This is a genomic window from Corynebacterium sp. ACRPJ, assembly GCF_022347345.1.
Lineage (GTDB): Bacteria > Actinomycetota > Actinomycetes > Mycobacteriales > Mycobacteriaceae > Corynebacterium > Corynebacterium tuberculostearicum_D.
The window spans coordinates 14,007-31,706 of record NZ_JAKRNC010000002.1 but is presented as its reverse complement, the minus strand read 5'-3'; the positions used below and the strand labels follow the sequence as shown (position 1 = coordinate 31,706).

At 60.6% G+C, this 17,700-nt stretch carries 17 protein-coding genes; 9 read left to right on the top strand and 8 right to left on the bottom strand.

Going from position 1 to position 17,700, the window contains the following annotated elements; genetic code table 11:
• Positions 1-26: 26 nt before the first annotated feature.
• The 6 genes from MHY08_RS01475 to MHY08_RS01450 form a co-directional block, all read right to left on the bottom strand.
• Positions 27-1,346: an amino acid permease gene (locus MHY08_RS01475; RefSeq protein ID WP_239193455.1), complete on the bottom strand. Its 1,320-nt coding sequence runs from the start codon at positions 1,344-1,346 to the stop codon at positions 27-29.
• A 161-nt stretch (positions 1,347-1,507) separates the two neighbouring features.
• Positions 1,508-1,669 carry a glycine betaine ABC transporter substrate-binding protein gene (locus MHY08_RS01470; protein WP_239234898.1) on the bottom strand — a complete coding sequence of 54 codons (162 nt, stop codon included), beginning with the start codon at positions 1,667-1,669 and terminating at the stop codon, positions 1,508-1,510.
• A 149-nt stretch (positions 1,670-1,818) separates the two neighbouring features.
• Positions 1,819-3,210, bottom strand: coding sequence for a hypothetical protein (locus MHY08_RS01465; protein ID WP_239234896.1), 1,392 nt, complete (start codon positions 3,208-3,210; stop codon positions 1,819-1,821).
• A gap of 503 nt (positions 3,211-3,713) precedes the next feature.
• On the bottom strand, positions 3,714-4,451 hold the full coding sequence (locus MHY08_RS01460) for a sulfite exporter TauE/SafE family protein (RefSeq protein WP_239234894.1): 738 nt from the start codon (positions 4,449-4,451) through the stop codon (positions 3,714-3,716).
• A 45-nt stretch (positions 4,452-4,496) separates the two neighbouring features.
• Positions 4,497-5,159, bottom strand: coding sequence for a TIGR03089 family protein (locus MHY08_RS01455; protein ID WP_239234892.1), 663 nt, complete (start codon positions 5,157-5,159; stop codon positions 4,497-4,499).
• Between the two features lie 25 nt (positions 5,160-5,184).
• On the bottom strand, positions 5,185-6,816 hold the full coding sequence (locus MHY08_RS01450) for an LCP family protein (protein ID WP_239234890.1): 1,632 nt from the start codon (positions 6,814-6,816) through the stop codon (positions 5,185-5,187).
• A 124-nt stretch (positions 6,817-6,940) separates the two neighbouring features.
• On the opposite strand from MHY08_RS01450, the gene MHY08_RS01445 reads away from it, so the two are divergent.
• The 3 genes from MHY08_RS01445 (at position 6,941) to MHY08_RS01435 (ending at position 9,849) form a co-directional block, all read left to right on the top strand.
• Positions 6,941-7,840 (top strand): glycosyltransferase family 2 protein, encoded by a 900-nt coding sequence (locus MHY08_RS01445; RefSeq protein WP_239234887.1) that lies wholly within the window; start codon positions 6,941-6,943, stop codon positions 7,838-7,840.
• Positions 7,841-7,941: 101 nt separating this feature from the next.
• Positions 7,942-9,036, top strand: coding sequence for a sugar phosphate nucleotidyltransferase (locus MHY08_RS01440; protein WP_179387501.1), 1,095 nt, complete (start codon positions 7,942-7,944; stop codon positions 9,034-9,036).
• A gap of 564 nt (positions 9,037-9,600) precedes the next feature.
• Positions 9,601-9,849 (top strand): WhiB family transcriptional regulator, encoded by a 249-nt coding sequence (locus MHY08_RS01435; RefSeq protein ID WP_005528147.1) that lies wholly within the window; start codon positions 9,601-9,603, stop codon positions 9,847-9,849.
• A gap of 80 nt (positions 9,850-9,929) precedes the next feature.
• Here MHY08_RS01435 and MHY08_RS01430 read toward each other — a convergent pair whose 3' ends face one another.
• Positions 9,930-10,400, bottom strand: a complete 471-nt coding sequence (locus MHY08_RS01430) for a metallopeptidase family protein (protein WP_005322429.1) — start codon at positions 10,398-10,400, stop codon at positions 9,930-9,932.
• Between the two features lie 96 nt (positions 10,401-10,496).
• On the opposite strand from MHY08_RS01430, the gene MHY08_RS01425 reads away from it, so the two are divergent.
• Positions 10,497-10,964 carry a DUF3499 domain-containing protein gene (locus tag MHY08_RS01425; protein ID WP_370658778.1) on the top strand — a complete coding sequence of 156 codons (468 nt, stop codon included), beginning with the start codon at positions 10,497-10,499 and terminating at the stop codon, positions 10,962-10,964.
• A 54-nt stretch (positions 10,965-11,018) separates the two neighbouring features.
• Entirely contained in the window at positions 11,019-12,386 is a 1,368-nt protein-coding gene (locus tag MHY08_RS01420) for a phosphomannomutase/phosphoglucomutase (protein ID WP_239234885.1), read from the top strand.
• Here the strand turns inward: MHY08_RS01420 and MHY08_RS01415 are convergent.
• Entirely contained in the window at positions 12,383-13,738 is a 1,356-nt protein-coding gene (locus MHY08_RS01415; protein ID WP_239234883.1) for an FAD-dependent oxidoreductase, read from the bottom strand. The two genes, MHY08_RS01420 and MHY08_RS01415, sit on opposite strands and share 4 nt — an antisense overlap.
• 253 nt (positions 13,739-13,991) lie before the next feature.
• On the opposite strand from MHY08_RS01415, the gene MHY08_RS01410 reads away from it, so the two are divergent.
• From MHY08_RS01410 to MHY08_RS01395, 4 genes are read left to right on the top strand one after another with little or no spacing between them, the layout of a single operon-like run.
• The gene (locus MHY08_RS01410; RefSeq protein ID WP_239234881.1) at positions 13,992-15,668 is read left to right on the top strand and encodes a nitrite/sulfite reductase; all 1,677 of its coding nucleotides are present in this window, start codon (positions 13,992-13,994) and stop codon (positions 15,666-15,668) included.
• Entirely contained in the window at positions 15,665-15,916 is a 252-nt protein-coding gene (locus tag MHY08_RS01405) for a hypothetical protein (RefSeq protein WP_005322420.1), read from the top strand. Before MHY08_RS01410 ends, MHY08_RS01405 begins: the two co-directional genes overlap by 4 nt.
• Before the next feature lie 11 nt (positions 15,917-15,927).
• Positions 15,928-16,614 (top strand): sirohydrochlorin chelatase, encoded by a 687-nt coding sequence (locus tag MHY08_RS01400; RefSeq protein WP_239234879.1) that lies wholly within the window; start codon positions 15,928-15,930, stop codon positions 16,612-16,614.
• The gene (locus MHY08_RS01395; RefSeq protein ID WP_239193467.1) at positions 16,608-17,657 is read left to right on the top strand and encodes a sulfite exporter TauE/SafE family protein; all 1,050 of its coding nucleotides are present in this window, start codon (positions 16,608-16,610) and stop codon (positions 17,655-17,657) included. The genes MHY08_RS01400 and MHY08_RS01395 overlap by 7 nt, the downstream gene beginning before the upstream one ends.
• Positions 17,658-17,700: the final 43 nt, after the last annotated feature.

Genomic DNA, 17,700 nt, shown 5'->3' with positions numbered 1-17,700 from the left:
CCTTGTCGAACCATGTTTTTGTGGAATTATTGGAACATTCCCCAGATGGTGGCGAAGAGCACGATAAGACCCATGATCGCCACGAAGAAGTTGGTCTTGTTGCCCCGGAACCGTGCCAGTGCCTCCACGCGGTAGATGACCCAGATGGGTAGCAGGTAGGTCATGAAGGCGAAGAAGACACCGCCCACGACGGAAATCATATCCAGGATGGAGGGGTTGAAAATACCCACCAGGGAGGTTGAAACAAAGATGAAGAGGTAGGTCCACAAGTCGAGTGTGCGCGTAGACATCTTCTTCGTGGCCTTTGGCGCGCCCAGGTTGAAGAGGTACTGGGTGCCCTCGATGGTGCCAAGGGCGTGGCCGAAGTAGGAGGAGGCCACCGCGCAAATAACGACAATGGGCGCCATGTAGGCCATAAACTGGGTGCCGGTTTCGTTGGCGAAGTAGGAGAGTACCGGCAGGTTCTTGTCATTAGCCTCCTGCATGCCGTCCGCGCCCATGGCCAGGGCGCAGGACCAGACGAAGAACATGGTGAAGATGGTCAGCAGGATGGCGGAGTTGCGGATGACTTTATCGGACTGCGCGTGGTGGTCCGCGCCGTATTCCTTCTCCATGCCCAGGGAGAACTGGGAGATGGCGGCAACGAAGGAGAAGGAGAAGACCAATACTGGAAGGATGAGGATGATGGCCTTGAGGACGCCGCCGGCGCTGTGGTCGCCGGCTTCCAGGAAGGAGCCCAAGTCCCATTGCGGGATGAGGTAGAGCGATACCGCTGCGAGCGCCACGATGAGCGGGTAGACCACGAACTGGGCAATCTTGAGCATGATGGCGTTGCCAAAGGCGAGCGCGAGTGTCATGAGGCCCACGCACAGTGGCGCCAGGATGTAGCGGGAGATTTCCGGGCCGCCCAGCTGGTTGACGATGAAGCTATCGACCGTATTCGTAATCGATACGCCGTAGATGAGCACCACCGGGAAGATGGTGAACCAGTAGATGATTGCCAGGATGATGCCATTGCCGCGGCCGAAGAAGTGAGTGAGTACCGCGAGGACATCTTCGCCGTGTAGCGGGGAATAGCTGATGATCCAAGAAAACGCGCGGTGGGCCAGGTAGGTCATTGGGAAGATGAGCAGGGTAGCCACCAGTAGCGGGATGAAGCCGAAGCTGCCGGCCGAAATCGGCAGGAAGAGGATGCCTGCACCCACGGCGGTGCCGAAGAGCGTGATGGTCCATTGGCTATTGACGGCCTTATTAGTGGTCACCTGGCCGCTGGGTGAAGTACCTGCACCGCCAGTGGTGGGTGGGCTGGCTGGTGAAGCGGGCGCATTCGCAGTCGTGTGAGACATAGAATTCATCCTCCAGTGTTTGTGAATGGGGTAACATACACAATCTATCTGAAGGTTCTGGTGAACGAAAGCAAATTTGTGATCTAAGTTAAATAAATGTTAAAGACCGCCGCACCGAGGGTGGTGCAACGGTCTTTGGGAATCTTGTTAAGGTGCCGCAGCTAGTCCGCGATCAGGTTTTCTTCCTTCAAGAAATCTAGCGCCACGGTGATGTAGTCTTCGCCATCGACGTCGACGCGGGCGTTGAGTTCCTGCATCTTTTCGTCGGTAAGCAACTGCGAAAGGGGAGCGAAGAGCTCTTCAATCTCTGGGTGCTCGTCCAAAACCTCGGTGGGAACATCTGAAGCGGAGTAATGACGTGTATGGGTAGGCGAGGGTAAGAAAGAAGGCCGCCGCACCGTTTGATGATGCAGCGGCCTTCTGGGAGTGACTGACTAGGAAACTATTTTCCTAGGGCAGAAGTAGGGTATTCTTAGAACAGGCCCTCGTTCTTCTTGCCAAAGTCATTCAGGGTGTGCTCGCGGGAGTCAACGTTCTGGTCGTTGTGCTTGGAGTCATCACCCTTGATGCGGGAGGTCTGGGTTACCTCGATGTTGTTGATGAGGCGGCCTTCCTTGGTGTTGCCGTCGCCGAAGTCCAGGTTAGCGATGCGGGCCTCTTCGCCAGCGTTAATCGGGTTAGCCAGGGTTACCTCGAAGGAGCGAGTGGAGGTCTTCTCGTTGAAGCCCAGGTCACGGATGTGAGCGCCGTTGGAGGAGCGCGGGGTGATGAGGCGGTCAACGCCCTTCGGGCCCTTAGCGGTCTTTACGTCCACGCGGAACTGGGTAGCTGGGAACTCGCCGTAGTAACGCTCGGAGCCAACGTTCTTGGCGCGCAGAGCAACGGTGCCTGCGAAGCCAGCGTGCTTAGCGCCGGAAACGGTCAGGTAAGGCTCGAGGTCGAGCTTGTGCTTGGAGTCCTTCTTGTCTTCCTTGGCGTCAACCTCTTCCTGCTTCTTCTTGTCAGCCGCCTCTTCGTTCTTGCCCTCTGCTTCAGAGACCTTCTCGGTTGCTTCCTTAGCGTTGCCCTCGGACTCCTTGACTACCTCTGCGTCAGCCTCGAGGTTCTTGTCCTCTTCAACGACCTTCGGGTCATTGACGTCGGTGGTGTTCTGAGCGTCCTTGTTGGGAGCGTAGGAGTCAGACAGCTTATCGTACAGCTTGACGCGAACCTCGTTCTTTACCGGCTGCATAGCGTTCCAAGCGGTCGGAGTGGACCAGGTGCCGTTTGGCTTGCAGTACTGCTGGGTACCAGTCATGTTCAGCACGCGGAAGCCGTAGGTAGCCTCGCCGGTGTGGTTTGGCGGAACGTCGTAAGGTCCGATGGACTGGCCAGCATCCCAAGACAGGGAGTAGGAAGCGCTAGCACCAATCTTGGTAGCGATCTCGTGAGAAATGCCGAGGGAGCCTTCAGCGCCCTTCTTGGAGCCCTTGCCGCCCAGGTTCATGGACGTGGTCTCGGTGCGGTCACCGTTGACGGAAAGGGAGATGGACTGAGACTTGGATAGATCCTGCTGCAGCGGGATGTCCTTCTTGGTCTGGTTGGTGGTGGAGATGGTGCCGGCCGGCAGGAAACGGTCGGAGACCTTGTAGACCACGGTGCGGTGGTCCTCCCACGGGTTACATACCGGGCGAGGGTTCAGGATATTCGCCTTCATGTGGTCGGAACCGTGGGTGGTGTGGATGATTGGCAGGTCCGGGTTCAGGGCCGGGGTCTCCGGGTAGGACTCGGTCTGGGTAGCTGCGCCAGCCAGCGGTGCCGCGAATGCGGTGCCGGCGACGATGAGGCCGGCGGTCAGGCCGGTCATGCGACGACGAATCGACATATATAACTTCTCCTGGGCAGGTAGAAAATGAATGAACTTATGAATGAAATCCAGCAACTCTCAATGTTGCGCTGAGAAAACGCTAAAACAGGCACAGAATTAATTCATCTCTTAGATGTCTATATATTTTCCACGCCGACGGGTGGGTATTTTTTATATAGACTAAGCTGTTTATTGGGGCTTGTTCCCGCTAAGCGGCTGATAGTGCGTGAAAAAATATTGATAAATGATTGTCTATACAATAGAGAATCGACACGAAGGGAGTGGGCCCCTATCTGGGGGTGTTTGGGTGGCCTCTGGGAGGGGTTTAGGGGCCTGACGAAAAGTTGTGGTCACGTCACAATATGCGTCGTGCGCTGCATTTAAGCGGGTAGGGAAGGGGTATAAAATGCTTTGTTATGAATGTTACGTGACATAAGTTATAGGCGTTTACATGGCAGAGGTTGGCATGTTTCGCAACTGGAGCCTGCCGAGGTTTTCTGCTGAGGGGTAGGGCCCGGGGGCTAGAATAGGGCCGATTCGAGAATCAGCATAAGGGCCGCAGCGATGGCCACGATGATGACGATACGGTTGAGAAGGTGCCTATCTATAAATCGGTTGAGGTAGTTGGCGGCAATGAGCCCAATGACGACTAGGGGGAAATAGGCCGCCGCGGTGGTGACCTGGGTGCCGCTGATTTGCCCATTAAACGTCAGAATTATAAGAGAAATTAAGGTTCCGAGCACAAAGGTGCCCGCTAAGGTGCCGCGTGTGCGGTTGGGGTCAAAGCGCTTCATGATCAGCGCCATAGGCGGGCCGCCGATGGAGGTCGAGGTGCCCAGGACGCCGGAGGCTACGCCAGCGATGAGCGTATTGACGGTGGTGGGGCGAGGGTTCCATCCCAAGCTGGATAGCGTCATAGCAAGGAGTACGGCACAACCGATAAAGATGGACAGCCCATCGGGGGAGAGGCTGGCAATTGCCCAAGCGCCCACCAGAGAACCGGGAATGCGGGCGAGGGAGGAAATGCCCACAACGCGCCAGGACGTTTCGCGGTAAGTGCGCGCGAGCGTATAGCTGGAAATGCACAGCGCGAGCAGCAGAATGAGCGTGGGCACGAGCTCAGGTCGAATGAGCGCGATTATGGGCGTGGCAATGGTGCCTAAGCCAAAACCAATGGTGCCTTGAGTAATGGTGCCAGCGAGGATGAGGACGCCGATGAAGATAGAGGACCATGCGTCTACAGAGATTCCCAGAAACATAACGAGGGCTAAGTGTATCTGGGCCCAGTCTGCATTCTGAAACTATTAGAGGCGGGCGGTGGCCTTTTCATTGGCGGCGATTTCCTCCAAGCGTTCGGTCGGGCACATGCCGGCAACGATGACCGCGGAACCGCCAGCGGCTAGGGGCTCGAGCACAGCGCGGGAGAAAGACTCATTATCTGACCAGCCGGTAGAAAGCAGGCGCTCGGCAGATGCGGGGGCATCGACAAGCTGGGGCAGTGGTTGGGTTTCGCCGAAGTACTGATCACCGTAGAAGCGCACGGTGGGTCCAAAATCGATGGCGCCGGTGGGCAGCTCCCCGCCGGACTCTACGACGCCGCGGCCAAAGGGGTCCTCGCTAATGAGCACGATGTCGGCCTGGGGTTGGCGCTCATGGGCGGCCGCATAGCGGGAGGGGGAGGTGAAGACGACGTCGGCAAGCGGCGCGGACTCGCCAAAGCTATAGGAAGGGCCAGAAGCAAGGGCGCCCAAGGCTACAACGGCCGCCTGCCACGAGGAAGGAAGATCGATAGCGATGGTGGAATCCGCCTCTAGGTCGAGCTCTTCTTCCAGCATATTGGCGATCTTGGCCACCCAATTGTCGAGCGTTTGCGCGGAAAAATCCATGCGCGCGCCGGTCGCCTCGTTGTATACGGTAAGCCGCGGGGAGGCGGCGTCGGCACGCAAAAGATGGGCGAGTAGTTCCATACCCGCCCATCGTAGGGGAGAAGTGCTAGTTCACGCAGCGCGGGCCGTCGCCACCAGCGTCAATCTCCGGGGAGACCTTAGCGGTACCGAAGTCATCGCCCGGGGTGCCTACCGGCTGGCTGGACTTATCCGCCTCCGGCTCCTGGTCGCTAGCTTCCTTATCGGAAGGTCCCTGGTAATCGTCGGTAGCAACCACGATGAGGGTGTCATCGTCGAGTTGCGGATTCTCTGCCACCGGCAACCCACCCAGCTTCTTGGCCAGGGCCTTAGCATCCTCGCTCGTCGGATCGGCGGCGACGACCTGCGACTCGCTGTAGATGCCCGGCTGCGCATTCGCGGAGCGCTCCACCGTGTAGCCCTTGCCTTCCAGCCAAGAGCCGATGCCTGATGCCAAGCCATCAATATTGCCGGCGTTGAGGACGTGAATATTGATATTCGGATCGACGTCCTTGTCCTTGTCTGCCTTTTCTTGCTTGTCCTTATCTTCGGCCTTGGACTCATCGGTGGCTTCATCGTGGGTCTTGGCCAGGTCATCCATGAAGCGGTGGACCTCGGCGGCATCGATGGTGACGATGGATTCGCCATAATCGCCCTGGCCGTCGATGGAGGTTACCGGGATAGTGGTGAAGGTGACATTGCCGCCGGCAAGGCCGGCCAGCTGGGTGACAAAGCCCATGATGTCCCAGCCATCATCGATGACCACGGAGCGCTCTACCGCCTTGGCAATCTTGGACAGCTTGGAAGGATTAGCCAGGGTGTCATTGTCCAGGATCTTATTGACTAGGGAAGCCATGAAGGCCTGCTGGCGCACGATACGGTCGAGGTCGCCGCGCGGGAGGTTATAGCGCTGGCGCACGAAAGCTAGGGCCTTGGCGCCGTCGAGGGTCTGCTTGCCCTTGCTGAACTTAGCGCCAGACATGTCATCATCAACATCATCGTTGAGGCAGACATCCACGCCATCGACGGCGTCAGTTAGCAGGGTAAAGCCCAATAGGCCCACCTCCGCGTAATGATCGATGGACACACCGGTCAGGGTGCGCACCATGGCCAGCAATCCTTCGCGGCCGGCTTCAACGCCCTGCTTTTCGATGTCCTTATCCGAGTGCGGCTTCTTTTTACCCTTAGCCTCCGCCTCGGCATTTTCCTGCTCGAGCTCTTCCACCTTGGCGTTCTTATGGGAGGCGAAGACAGCATTCATCTTCATATTGCCGTAGTCCGGATCCTTGACATAGGTATCGCGCGGAATGGATACGGCGGTAGCGCGGGAACCGTCCTCCGGAACGCGGATCAGCATCATGGTGTCGGTATTTTCCTCACCATCGGCCACGCCGGCGTGCAGGTCCGCCAATTCCTTCTCAGAGAGGGGATCGCCTTTGGCGTCGGTACGCGAATCCTTGCCCACCAGCAAGATATCCACTGCGCCATCGAGCGAGTTACCCGACAAGCCCTGGCCGTCCAGGGACAAGTCCGTGGCCGAAGACATGCCATTATCCAGCCGACCCACGGTGGCATAACCCACGCCAGATACCACCAGGATCAAGGCAGACAGGAGTGCCACGATCGCCTTGATGGCCGTGGAACCTTTTTGCTTTACCGCACTAGCGGCAGAGGGCGCCGGCTGGATGGTGCGTGCCCGGCGAGTGTTCTCAGAAGTCACAAGTGGAGGCTTTCTAGATTGGTGGGGATCTGGAGACAGTTTAAGGCAGAACGGGCAAAAATTAGTGATCCGTGTCCGATTTCGCGTGTTCGGGTAGTGTCCCTGCCCCGTGCGAGGAGCGCCAGTGACTAAGCTCGGGGCCATTGTGACTACACCAAATCAATCCCCGCTGGCCGTGATCACCGTGACCTATAGTCCCGGTGAATACCTCGGTAGTTTTTTGGACTCCCTGCCGGGTGCCTGCGCTCGCGGCACCAAGGTCGTGCTTGCGGATAATGGTTCCACCGACGGCGTGCCCGAGGCCGCCGCCCGCGAGCGCGCCGGAGTGGACTTTCTCGATACCGGCGGAAATATCGGCTACGGCGCTGGCATGAATGCGGGTGCCCGCTTCGCCCGCGAGCGCGGTGGCGTGGATGAGGAGTTTTTCCTTATCTCTAATCCCGATGTCACCTTTACCACGGGATCTATTGACCGGCTCATCGAGTGCGCTCGCCAGTGGCCGGATGCTGCGGCCGTGGGCCCGCGCATCGTGGAACCGGATGGCAGCAATTATCCCTCGGCCCGCGCCGTGCCCACCGTGGCGACCGGCATTGGGCACGCACTCTTTTCTTCGATCTGGCCGTCCAATCCATGGTCACGCGCCTACCGCGATGAAGCCGATATGACCGCCCAGCGCCCGGCCGGATGGTTATCCGGTTCCTGCCTTCTTGTGCGCTGGGAGGCCTTCGCCGCCATCGGCGGGTTTGATGAGCGCTATTTCATGTACCTCGAAGACGTGGATTTAGGAGATCGCTTCACGCGCGCCGGCTACCAGAACATCTTCTGCCCGGAGGCCGTCATCAGCCACGCTAAGGGGCATTCCACCCAAGCGCACGCCGGAGCGATGCTGCGCGCCCACCACAACTCCGCCTATCGCTTTCAGGCAGACCGCCACCCTGCATGGTGGCAGGCCCCACTGCGCGGAGCGTTGTGGCTGGGACTGCGAGTCCGCGGGCTTATTGCCTCGGCCTCGGCACGTTCTTAAGGTCCGGTGCGCGTGCCGTTGACCTGGATTGCGCGCCATACGCTCTACACTGTCCCTCAGAAAATCACAGAATAAAACTGTCCGCATACATAAGGAAGACTATGACTGAAGCAGCCACCACCCACGGTGCCAGCACGGATGCAGTGATTCTCGTCGGCGGCCGCGGCACCCGCCTGCGCCCACTAACCATCGGTACGCCGAAGCCGATGCTGCCGACGGCAAACTACCCGTTCCTGCAGCACCTGCTCGCCCGCATCAAGGCCGCCGGCATTGAGCACGTCGTCATGTCTACCTCCTATAAGGCCGAGGTCTTTGAGGAGTACTTCGGTGATGGCTCCGATCTGGGCTTGGAGATCGAGTACGTGGTGGAAGAGACCGCGCTCGGCACCGGCGGCGGCATCCGCAACGTCTACGACAAGCTGCGCAATGACACGGTCATGGTCTTCAATGGCGACGTGCTCTCCGGCATGGATCTGGAAGGCATCCTCACCACGCACCATGACAAGGACGCCGATGTCACCATGCACCTGCTCAACGTGGCTGACCCGCGTGCGTTTGGTTGCGTGCCGACCGACTCCAACGGCCGAGTTACCGCGTTCCTAGAAAAGACCGAGGATCCGCCAACCAACCAGATCAACGCCGGCTGCTATGTGTTCAAGCGCTCCGTCATCGAGTCCATTCCGGCCAACCGCGTTGTTTCCGTCGAACGCGAAACCTTCCCAGGGCTCTTGGCTGAAGGCCGTCTAGTTGTCGGCCACGTAGACAACTCCTACTGGCGCGACATGGGCCGCCCGGATGACTTCACCCGTGGTTCCTCCGACCTAGTACGCGGCATCGCGCCTTCCCCGCTAATCGAGGGCAAGACCGGCGAGTCCCTGGTGGATCCCTCCGCCGGTATCGCCGGTGGCGTGCTGCTGCTGTCCGGTACCGCCGTGGGCCGAGGCTCTGAGGTGGGCGCGGGCTCCCGCCTGGAGGGCACCGTTGTCTTTGACGGCGTGCGCATTGAGCCAGGCGCCATCATTCACAACTCGATCATTGCCTCCGGCGCTCACATTGGCGCCAACGCGGTCATTGAGAACTGTGTCATTGGTGAAGGCGCGCATATCGGCGCACGCTGCGAGCTTCTCGACGGCATGCGAGTCTTCCCCGGCGTTTCTATTCCTGATGCCGGCGTGCGTTTTAGCTCCGATGCTTAACGCTTTCGCCGTGGTCTGGGCGCTGCACTAGGTCTAGCTGACATAGGCCGAACTGAGGATAAAGAGCCTCGGTTCGGCCTTTCTTTTATGGGGCCACCTGTTACGCCTGTCTGCACCGGCCGACATGGTACGAAATCTTCACAGATATGAAGCGCATGGATCCCTTCTTTGCGGGGTTGTGCGCGCGACACGCCGGAATTTCCTGAAAATTGTTGACAGAAAAACGGGGTACCACTACATGTAGTACCCCCTACCTACACCCCCGCGGGGGATCAGTTGTTACGGATGTGACGCATGGGGATCGTGTGCTGCGTTTTTGCCGGAAAGCGCGAAGAAGCCGCCAATTCGGGTTGACGATATTTAGTGATCCGGTGTGAAATTACATCAGTGAAAGAAACAGCGGCCGGCGCCGTTACTTCCACACAGTCCCAGCGGGGTAGCCCAAAGGAAATGTGGTGTACAGTCGGTCGCGCTGATGAGAATTACCCAACCTCGGAGAAAGGAAAAGGCGTGGACAAAATGGCTAATAACAACGCCATTCTCCGTGGCGGTGCTGCTGCAGAGATGTCGCTCGATGAACTCTTCGGTGCCGTCGAGCAGGAGTGGCAGGACCAGGCGCTGTGCGCGCAGACCGACCCTGAAGCATTCTTCCCCGAAAAGGGAGGCTCTACCCGTGAGGCCAAGCGCATCTGCCAGGCCTGCGCGGTACGCGATGAATGCTTGGAGTACGCGCTGGAGCACGATGAGCGCTTCGGTATTTGGGGCGGGCTATCGGATCGTGAGCGCCGCCGCCTCAAGCGCGAGATTGGATAATTAAGGTGTCCAGTAAGGCCCCTGGTTAGCACGCAATGTGCGGCCAGGGGCTTTTCTGCTGCCGCGAAACTTGCCGGAGGTTACCAGCTATAGCGCGGGTCCACTTCTTCGGGATCCAAGTTGAGGTAGTTGGCCACCAGCGCGGTAATAACGGTGCCTAGGAGCTCGGAGCGCTCGGACGGGGTAGAGGCACGTTGCTCGATGGGCATGCGGAAGATGACTAGGCGCGCGCGGGTGGGCTGGCCCTCGGAATCTACACCGGCGGGAACCACGCGGCCAAGGGGAACTGGGCCATCGGCGATAATCTCATCCGGTAGCACGGTCATATCGGGCGAAAGCCGCATGCGTGGGATGGTATCCACGGCCAAGTCGAGGCCTCGCAATTGTGGCGCGAAGGCGTTTTGGATGGGGGCATAGGCCTCCAATACGGCCATGTCGAAGTGCTCGCGCGCGCTGCGGTAGCGCGGGGTCTGCTGGGGGAGGAGCGGTCCGCGCATGCCGTGGCCGTGGCGGTCGCGGGCGGGGCGGATATGCGGGCGAGCGGCGGTCATGACCCTGATTCTAAGGTGCTGACGGGCTGGATTTAGCGGAGCCACGCCGGGGCGAAGACTATCTAAATCTCAACTAAGGGTTTAGACTTATGCGTTGTGACTATTTCTCGCCATTGCTCCCGCCCAGGCTGCGGCCGCCCCGCCGTGGCGACATTGACCTACGCTTACGCGGACCAGACGGCCGTCGTTGGACCGCTGGCAGAAGAGGAAAACCCACACAGCTGGGATCTGTGCGCCACCCACCGCGACCGCATCTCCGCCCCAGTGGGTTGGGAGCTGGTGCGTGTGGACCGCATCGAGCTGGATGAGGAAGATGACCTGATGGCCCTGGCAGAGGCAGTCAAGGAAGACGGTCGCGTGACCACCGGCTTGGTCGATGACCGCAGCGCCGGCTCCGGTGCAGACCCTATCGACTATTCCGCGACCTTTGATGGAGCGGACCCTGCCAATTCGAATCACCCGGTCTTTCGCACCCGGCGCGTGGCTTATGCCAAAAAGGCGCGCCGCGCGCACCTTTCGGTCGTGCCCGATGAAACGACGCCCACGGAACCGGAACAGGACTGACACGGACCCTGTGGTGCGGTAGTTTCCCAGCGGGCGGGAGTACTATTGCAGGTTATGCGAACTCGTGAGCATCTTGATGCAGTAATTAAGGCCTATGACGTCCGTGGCGTGGTGGGCGAAGATATCGATGAGAACTTCGTGCGCGATACGGGCGCCGCGTTTGCCGCCATCCTGCGGGAAGAAGGCGAAAATACCGTAGCAGTCGGCCACGATATGCGCCCGTCCTCGCCGTCCCTGGCGCGCGCTTTTGCTGAGGGGGTGACCTCGCAGGGCCTCAACGTGACCCTGCTGGGGCTAACCTCTACCGACGAGCTCTACTACGCCGCCGGCTCCCTGGAGTGTGCGGGCGCTATGTTTACCGCCTCTCATAACCCGGCCAAGTACAACGGCATTAAGCTCTGCCGCGCCGGCGCGGTACCGGTGGGCCAGGAGACCGGCTTGGAGCAGATTAAGCAGATGCTTATCGACGGCACCCCGGAGTTCACCGGCATCGAGGGCGGAATTGCCGAACAGGAGATTCTGGCCGGTTACGCCGACTTCCTGCGCAAGCTGGTGCCGCTGGAGGATTCCAAGCCGCTCGTCGTAGCTGTCGATGCCGCCAACGGCATGGGTGGACACACCGTGCCGGCCGTCTTCAATGGCTTGCCTTTCGACGTCCGCGATTTGTACTTCGAGCTCGATGGCACTTTCCCGAACCACGAGGCGAACCCTTTGGATCCAAAGAACCTCGTAGACCTGCAGAAGTTCACCGTGGATCAGAAGGCCGATATTGGCTTGGCCTTCGACGGTGATGCGGACCGCTGCTTCGTGGTGGATGAAAAGGGCCAGCCGGTTTCTCCGTCTGCCATCTGTGCACTGGTGGCGGAGCGCTACCTGGAGAAGTTCCCCGGCGCTACCATCATCCACAACCTGATTACCTCCAAGACCGTGCCGGAGCTCATTAAGGAAAAGGGCGGCACCCCGGTGCGCACCCGCGTGGGCCACTCCTTCATCAAGGCGCAGATGGCCGAGCACCAGGCCGCCTTCGGTGGCGAGCACTCCGCGCACTACTACTTCCAGGAGTTCTGGAACGCCGATTCCGGCATGCTTGCTGCGATGCACGTGCTGGCCGCGCTGGGCCAGTCCGATAAGCCGCTGAGCGAGCTCATGGCGGAGTACTCCCGCTACGAGGCCTCCGGTGAGATCAACTCCACCGTGGAGGACCAGAAGGCCGCTACCCAGGCGGTGCTGGATGAGCTGGCCGATAAGATTGAGTCCGTCGATGAGCTCGATGGCGTGACCGTCGAGCTCAAGGGAACCGAGGCATGGTTCAACGTGCGCGCGTCCAATACGGAGCCGCTGCTGCGCCTCAATGTAGAGGCAAAGACCGCCGACGAGGTGCAGTCCATCGTCGACGAAGTCCTTGCCATCATTCGTCGCTAAACTTCGGCGCGCGAGTGGGAGACCATGTCCTCCCACTCCACAAACTTCTTACGCTCGCGGCCCTCGCGCTCGCCTAGGGCGCGCTCGGCCGCGTCCAAACGCTGCCAATCCTGCCACGTCAGGTAATCGATACCGCGCTCGGCAAAGACTTCGGTGATATCCGCGGTGCTGGAGGGGGAGGGGAGGGCACCAGAAGCGGCGTCGGCAAGCAGCATGCCAATCGTCTCCGTGGCATCGGACTTGGTATTGCCAATCAGGCCCACTGGGCCGCGCTTAATCCACCCGGTGGTGTAGAGACCCGGCACTACCGCGCCGGCCGCATCGATGACATGGCCGCCATCGTTATTGATGACGTTCTTGTCCTGGTTAAAGGGCACGCCATCGACCGCATCGGAGCGGTAACCGGTGGCGAAGTAGACCGCCTGCACGGGCCATTCGGTGAATTTGCCGGTGCCGTGCACGCTGCCATCGCCATTGAGGGCGGTGCGCTCGGTCTTGATGCCGCTGACCTTGCCGTCCTCGCCCAAAATCTCTACCGGCTGCTCAAAGAGGTGGATCTGCAGGGTGTGTGGCGCCTCCTTGGGATCGCGGATGGCATACTGCTCGAGCACCTGGCACACCAAGTCGGTGGACTTGCTCTCCTGGCGCGCGGCCAGCGAGGCTTCGTCATAGTCGATGTCCTCGGGGGAGACCACAACATTAATGGACTCAGAATGGTCCAGCTCCTTGAGCTCCTGCGGAGTGAACTTGGCCTGCGCCGGGCCGCGGCGTCCGAAAACGCGCACAGTCTCAGCCTGGTTCTTAGCCAGGGACTCGTAGACATTATCGGGGATCTCGGTGACCTTGAGCTCATCGCCGGTCTTGGCCAAGATGCGGGAGACGTCCAGTCCCACATTGCCCACGCCAATGACCGCCACCTCCTTGGCGGACAGATCCCAATCGCGCTCAAAGCGCGGGTTGCCATCGTAGAAGCCGACGAACTCGCCGGCGCCATGCACGCCGTCCAAGTCCGCGCCAGGGATATCGCGGTGGCGGTCGCCCACGGCGCCGGTGGCAAAGACCACGGCATCGTAGTGCTGCTGCAGCTCGTCAACGGTGATGTCACGGCCGATGTGCACGTTGGTCAACAGGCGAATCTGCTCGGTATCGAGCACGCGGTGCAGGGACTTGATGATGCCCTTAATGCGCGGGTGGTCCGGCGCTACGCCGTAGCGGATGAGGCCGAAGGGCGCGGGCATCTGCTCGATGAGGTCAATCTGTACCTCGCCGCCGGTCTTTTTCACCAGGATATTGGAGGCATAGATGCCGGCCGGACCTGCGCCGATGACGGCTACCTTCAGGGGCTGATTCATGCTGCGTGAATGCCTTTCTCTTAATTGCGGGGTCTAGACCGCTAGGTTCATTTTTGGAGGCTTATCTTTCTGGGCATTGAACCGTTTAGTCTAGATTGCGGCAAGGAGTTGAATTAGATTCTAAAAATATTCTTCCTTTCGTCCAGTTCAGGGCGATTTTTTACGTGAAATTAAAAAAGACCGCTTTGTCTGCTCATTTTAGACGGGTAGGTTGTCTTTCAATACTTTGGAAAGGCAGGTTGAGATCTACACCATGACCACCGCGACTAATACCAAGCGCACGCACCGCGCCAAAAAGCCCGAAGGCCAATGGAAGATTGACGGTACCGAGCCCCTCAATAACGATGAGGTAATTAAGCAGGAAGACGGCGGGCTTTCTGCCAAGCAGCGCGTCATCGATATCTACTCCAAGCAGGGATTTTCCTCTATCCCAGCCGATGACCTAGCCCCTCGCTTCAAGTGGCTGGGCCTTTATACTCAGCGCAACCAGAACTTGGGCGGCGAGATGACCTCCAAGCTGTCCAACGCCGAGCTGCAGGACGAGTACTTCATGATGCGCGTGCGCTTCGACGGCGGGCGTGCCGATCCTGCCAAGCTGCGCGCCGTCGGTGAGATCTCGCGCGATTATGCCCGCTCCACGGCGGACTTTACGGACCGCCAGAATATCCAGCTGCACTGGATTCAAATCGAGGATGTGCCCACCATTTGGGACAAGCTCGAGTCAGTGGGGCTGAGCACGCTCATGGGCTGCGGTGACGTTCCCCGCGTCATCTTGGGCTCTCCGGTTGCCGGCGTGGCCGAGGACGAGATTATCGATGCCACCCCGGCCATCGAAGAAATCAAGAATAACTACCTGCCGCGCGAGGAATTCCATAACCTGCCGCGCAAATTCAAGACCGCTATCTCCGGCAACTCCCGTCAGGACGTCACGCACGAGATTCAAGACGTTGCCTTCGTGGGCGCGAACCACCCCGAATACGGCCCGGGATTCGATTGCTTCGTTGGCGGCGGCCTGTCCACCAACCCGATGCTCTCGCAGTCCCTCGGCGCCTGGGTTCCCCTAGAGCGCGTGCCGGAGGTCTGGGCCGGGGTGGTCGGCATCTTCCGTGACTACGGCTTCCGCCGCAACCGCAACCGCGCCCGCCTGAAGTTCTTGGTAGCCAAGTGGGGCATCGAAAAGTTCCGTCAGGTGCTGGAGGAAGAATACCTAGACAAGCCACTGCTGGATGGCATCCCACTGGAGGTCGAGCCCGGCTCCCGCGATCATCTTGGCGTGCACCGCCAGAAGGATGGCAAGTTCTACGTTGGCGTAAAGCCCACCGTGGGACACGCCACCGGCGAGCAGCTCATCGCCATTGCGGACGTGGCCGAAAAGTTCGGCATCAGCCGCATTCGCACCACCCCGATGAAGGAATTGCTCTTCCTTGATGTGGAGGAAGAAGACATTCCGGCGCTCTCCCGCGCGCTCGATGAGACCGGCCTGTACTCCCAGCCGTCCGAATTCCGCCGCGGCGTCATCTCCTGCACCGGCCTGGAGTTCTGCAAGCTCGCGCACGTGACCACGAAGGCCCGCGCCATCGAGTTGGTAGACATCCTGGAAGACACCTTGGGCGATCTGGACGTGCCAATTTCCATCGCGCTCAACGGCTGCCCCAACGCCTGTGCGCGTTCGCAGGTATCGGACATTGGCCTGAAGGGCCAGATTGTTACCGATTCCGAGGGCAACCGCGTCGAGGGTTTCCAGGTCCACCTGGGTGGCGCCCTTGGCCTGTCCCCGGACTGGGGCCGTAAGCTGCGCGGCCACAAGGTCGTCGCCGATGAGGTGCCCGAGTACGTCATTCGCCTGGTCAACAAATACAAAGAGCAGCGCGAGGAAGGCGAGCAATTCCGCCACTGGGTCTTGCGCGCCAAGGAGGAGGACTTGCAGTGAATTTTCGCCGCCAGCCCAACCCCAACCGCAACCATCCCAGCTTCTGCCCGTATTGCGCCGGCACCGACCTCTTCCCGGATGAGGAAGATGACTTTGCCTGGAAGTGCCAGGAATGCCTGCGGATTTTCTCCGTGCGCTTTCACGGCCAAGACGATGCCCCGGTAGCCCCCGCACCGGCCGTGTCCTCCAACGAGGCCCTAAAGCGCTCGCTTGCCCGCCGCGGACACTCCACGGCACCGCAGGCTTAAGGATGCGCCCCATGCCCGCACTTATTACCCTGTCCCACGGTTCGCGGCACCCGGGCGCCGCGGCCGGCATTGAGCGTTTGACCCAGGCCACGGGTCTGCGACCAGCCCGCGCGGCGCACCTGGAATTCAACGAGCCCGACCTCACCACGGCCGCGCTCGAGCTCGCCCAGCTCGGGGAGACCGAGACCGTTGTAGTTCCGCTGCTTTTTACCCAGGGCTACCACCAGCGCGTGGACGTCCCGCGCACGCTTGCCGACGCCGCCCAAACCTCCCACCTTTCCCTCCACCTCGCCCCTGGGCTCGGCACCGGCGAGGACCTCGCCCGCGTGCTCGCCTCCCGTACCCGGCCTGGCGATGCCCATGTGGTCATCTACTCCGTTGGGTCCTCCGATACTGCGGCGAACGATGCCATCCGTGAGCTCGCCCACCGCACCTTCGCGCTCACCGGCGTACCTACGGCGGTGGAATTCGCCACTCGCGGTGGTCGCGAAGGGATCGTGTCCCTGTGCCGCGAGCATCAAGACCCCTCTCGCGTGCGCGTGATTCCGCTCTTCGTGACCGAGGGCCTGCTCCTGGACCGGCTGGCGGGCGTTCCCGCAACCGTCGACCGCCCGCTAGGAACCGACCTCGCGGGCCTCGTCGCAGACCGCTTTCACCACGCCCGCCGCGCCGCACAAGAGGTGTTCGTGCCATGCTAACCCTCATCCTCATCGCGCTCGCCGGTGCGGCCGCCAACCTCGTGGACGGTGGCATCGGCATGGGCTTTGGCGTCACGTCCACCACGATGCTGCTTCTTGCCGGCCTTGGCCCCGCGCAGGCCTCGGCCGTCGTTCATACCGCCGAGCTTGGTACCACGGCCATTTCTGGATTGAGCCACGCGCGCTTTGGCAACGTGGATTGGAAAACCGTGGTCCGTCTCGGCGTGCCGGGCGGGATCGCCGCCTTTTTGGGCGCTACGTTGTTGTCGAATATCTCCACCGCGGCGGCCGCGCCGGTGACCGCACTCATCCTGGTCGGCATCGGCGCGAACCTCATTTGGCGTTTCTCCCAACCGCGCCGCCGTGGCTCCGCCTATAAGCGCACCCACTCCACGCCGTTTCTGGCCGGACTGGGCCTTGTGGGCGGATTCGTCGATTCCACCGGTGGCGGCGGTTGGGGCCCGGTGTCGACTTCCACGCTCATGGCCATCGGCCGCGAGCAGCCGCGCCGCATCGTGGGTACGGTCAACGCCGCTGAGTTCCTGGTGACCTTCGGCGCTACCGCGGGCTTTATCGTCGGTCTCTGGCACGATATCGTCGCCAACTTGGCCGCAGTTATTGCCCTGCTCATCGGCGGCGCTATCACCGCGCCCATCGCCGCGTGGCTCATCTCCCGCATCAACCCGATCCTACTCGGCGGACTGGTGGGCACCGCCATCGTGGGCCTGAACATCAGCAAGGTGATCGGCGGTGCCGAGACGTACTTTGGCTGGGCAGTGCCTGCAGCAGTTACCCCCGTTGCCATCGCGGTCGTGGTCGCGGCTGGCGTTGCAGCCACCATTCGTGGCGCGTTGCGCACCAGGCGTGCGCGTGCGGCGGAATTGGAAGCCGAAAACGCTGAGGAAGCCGCCCACGCGGATTTCCATGCCCCGGATTATCCGGAGCGCGTCGCTGCCGCCTACCGCGTCCACGGTTCGCGCAGGTCTGCCGTAACCATCGTGCAGGATAAGGCGCCCGAAAGCCCCGCCGCTGACCGCGCGTAGCCCTTCTGCCGCGACCTTTGGCCACGATACGGGCCAAACCCCA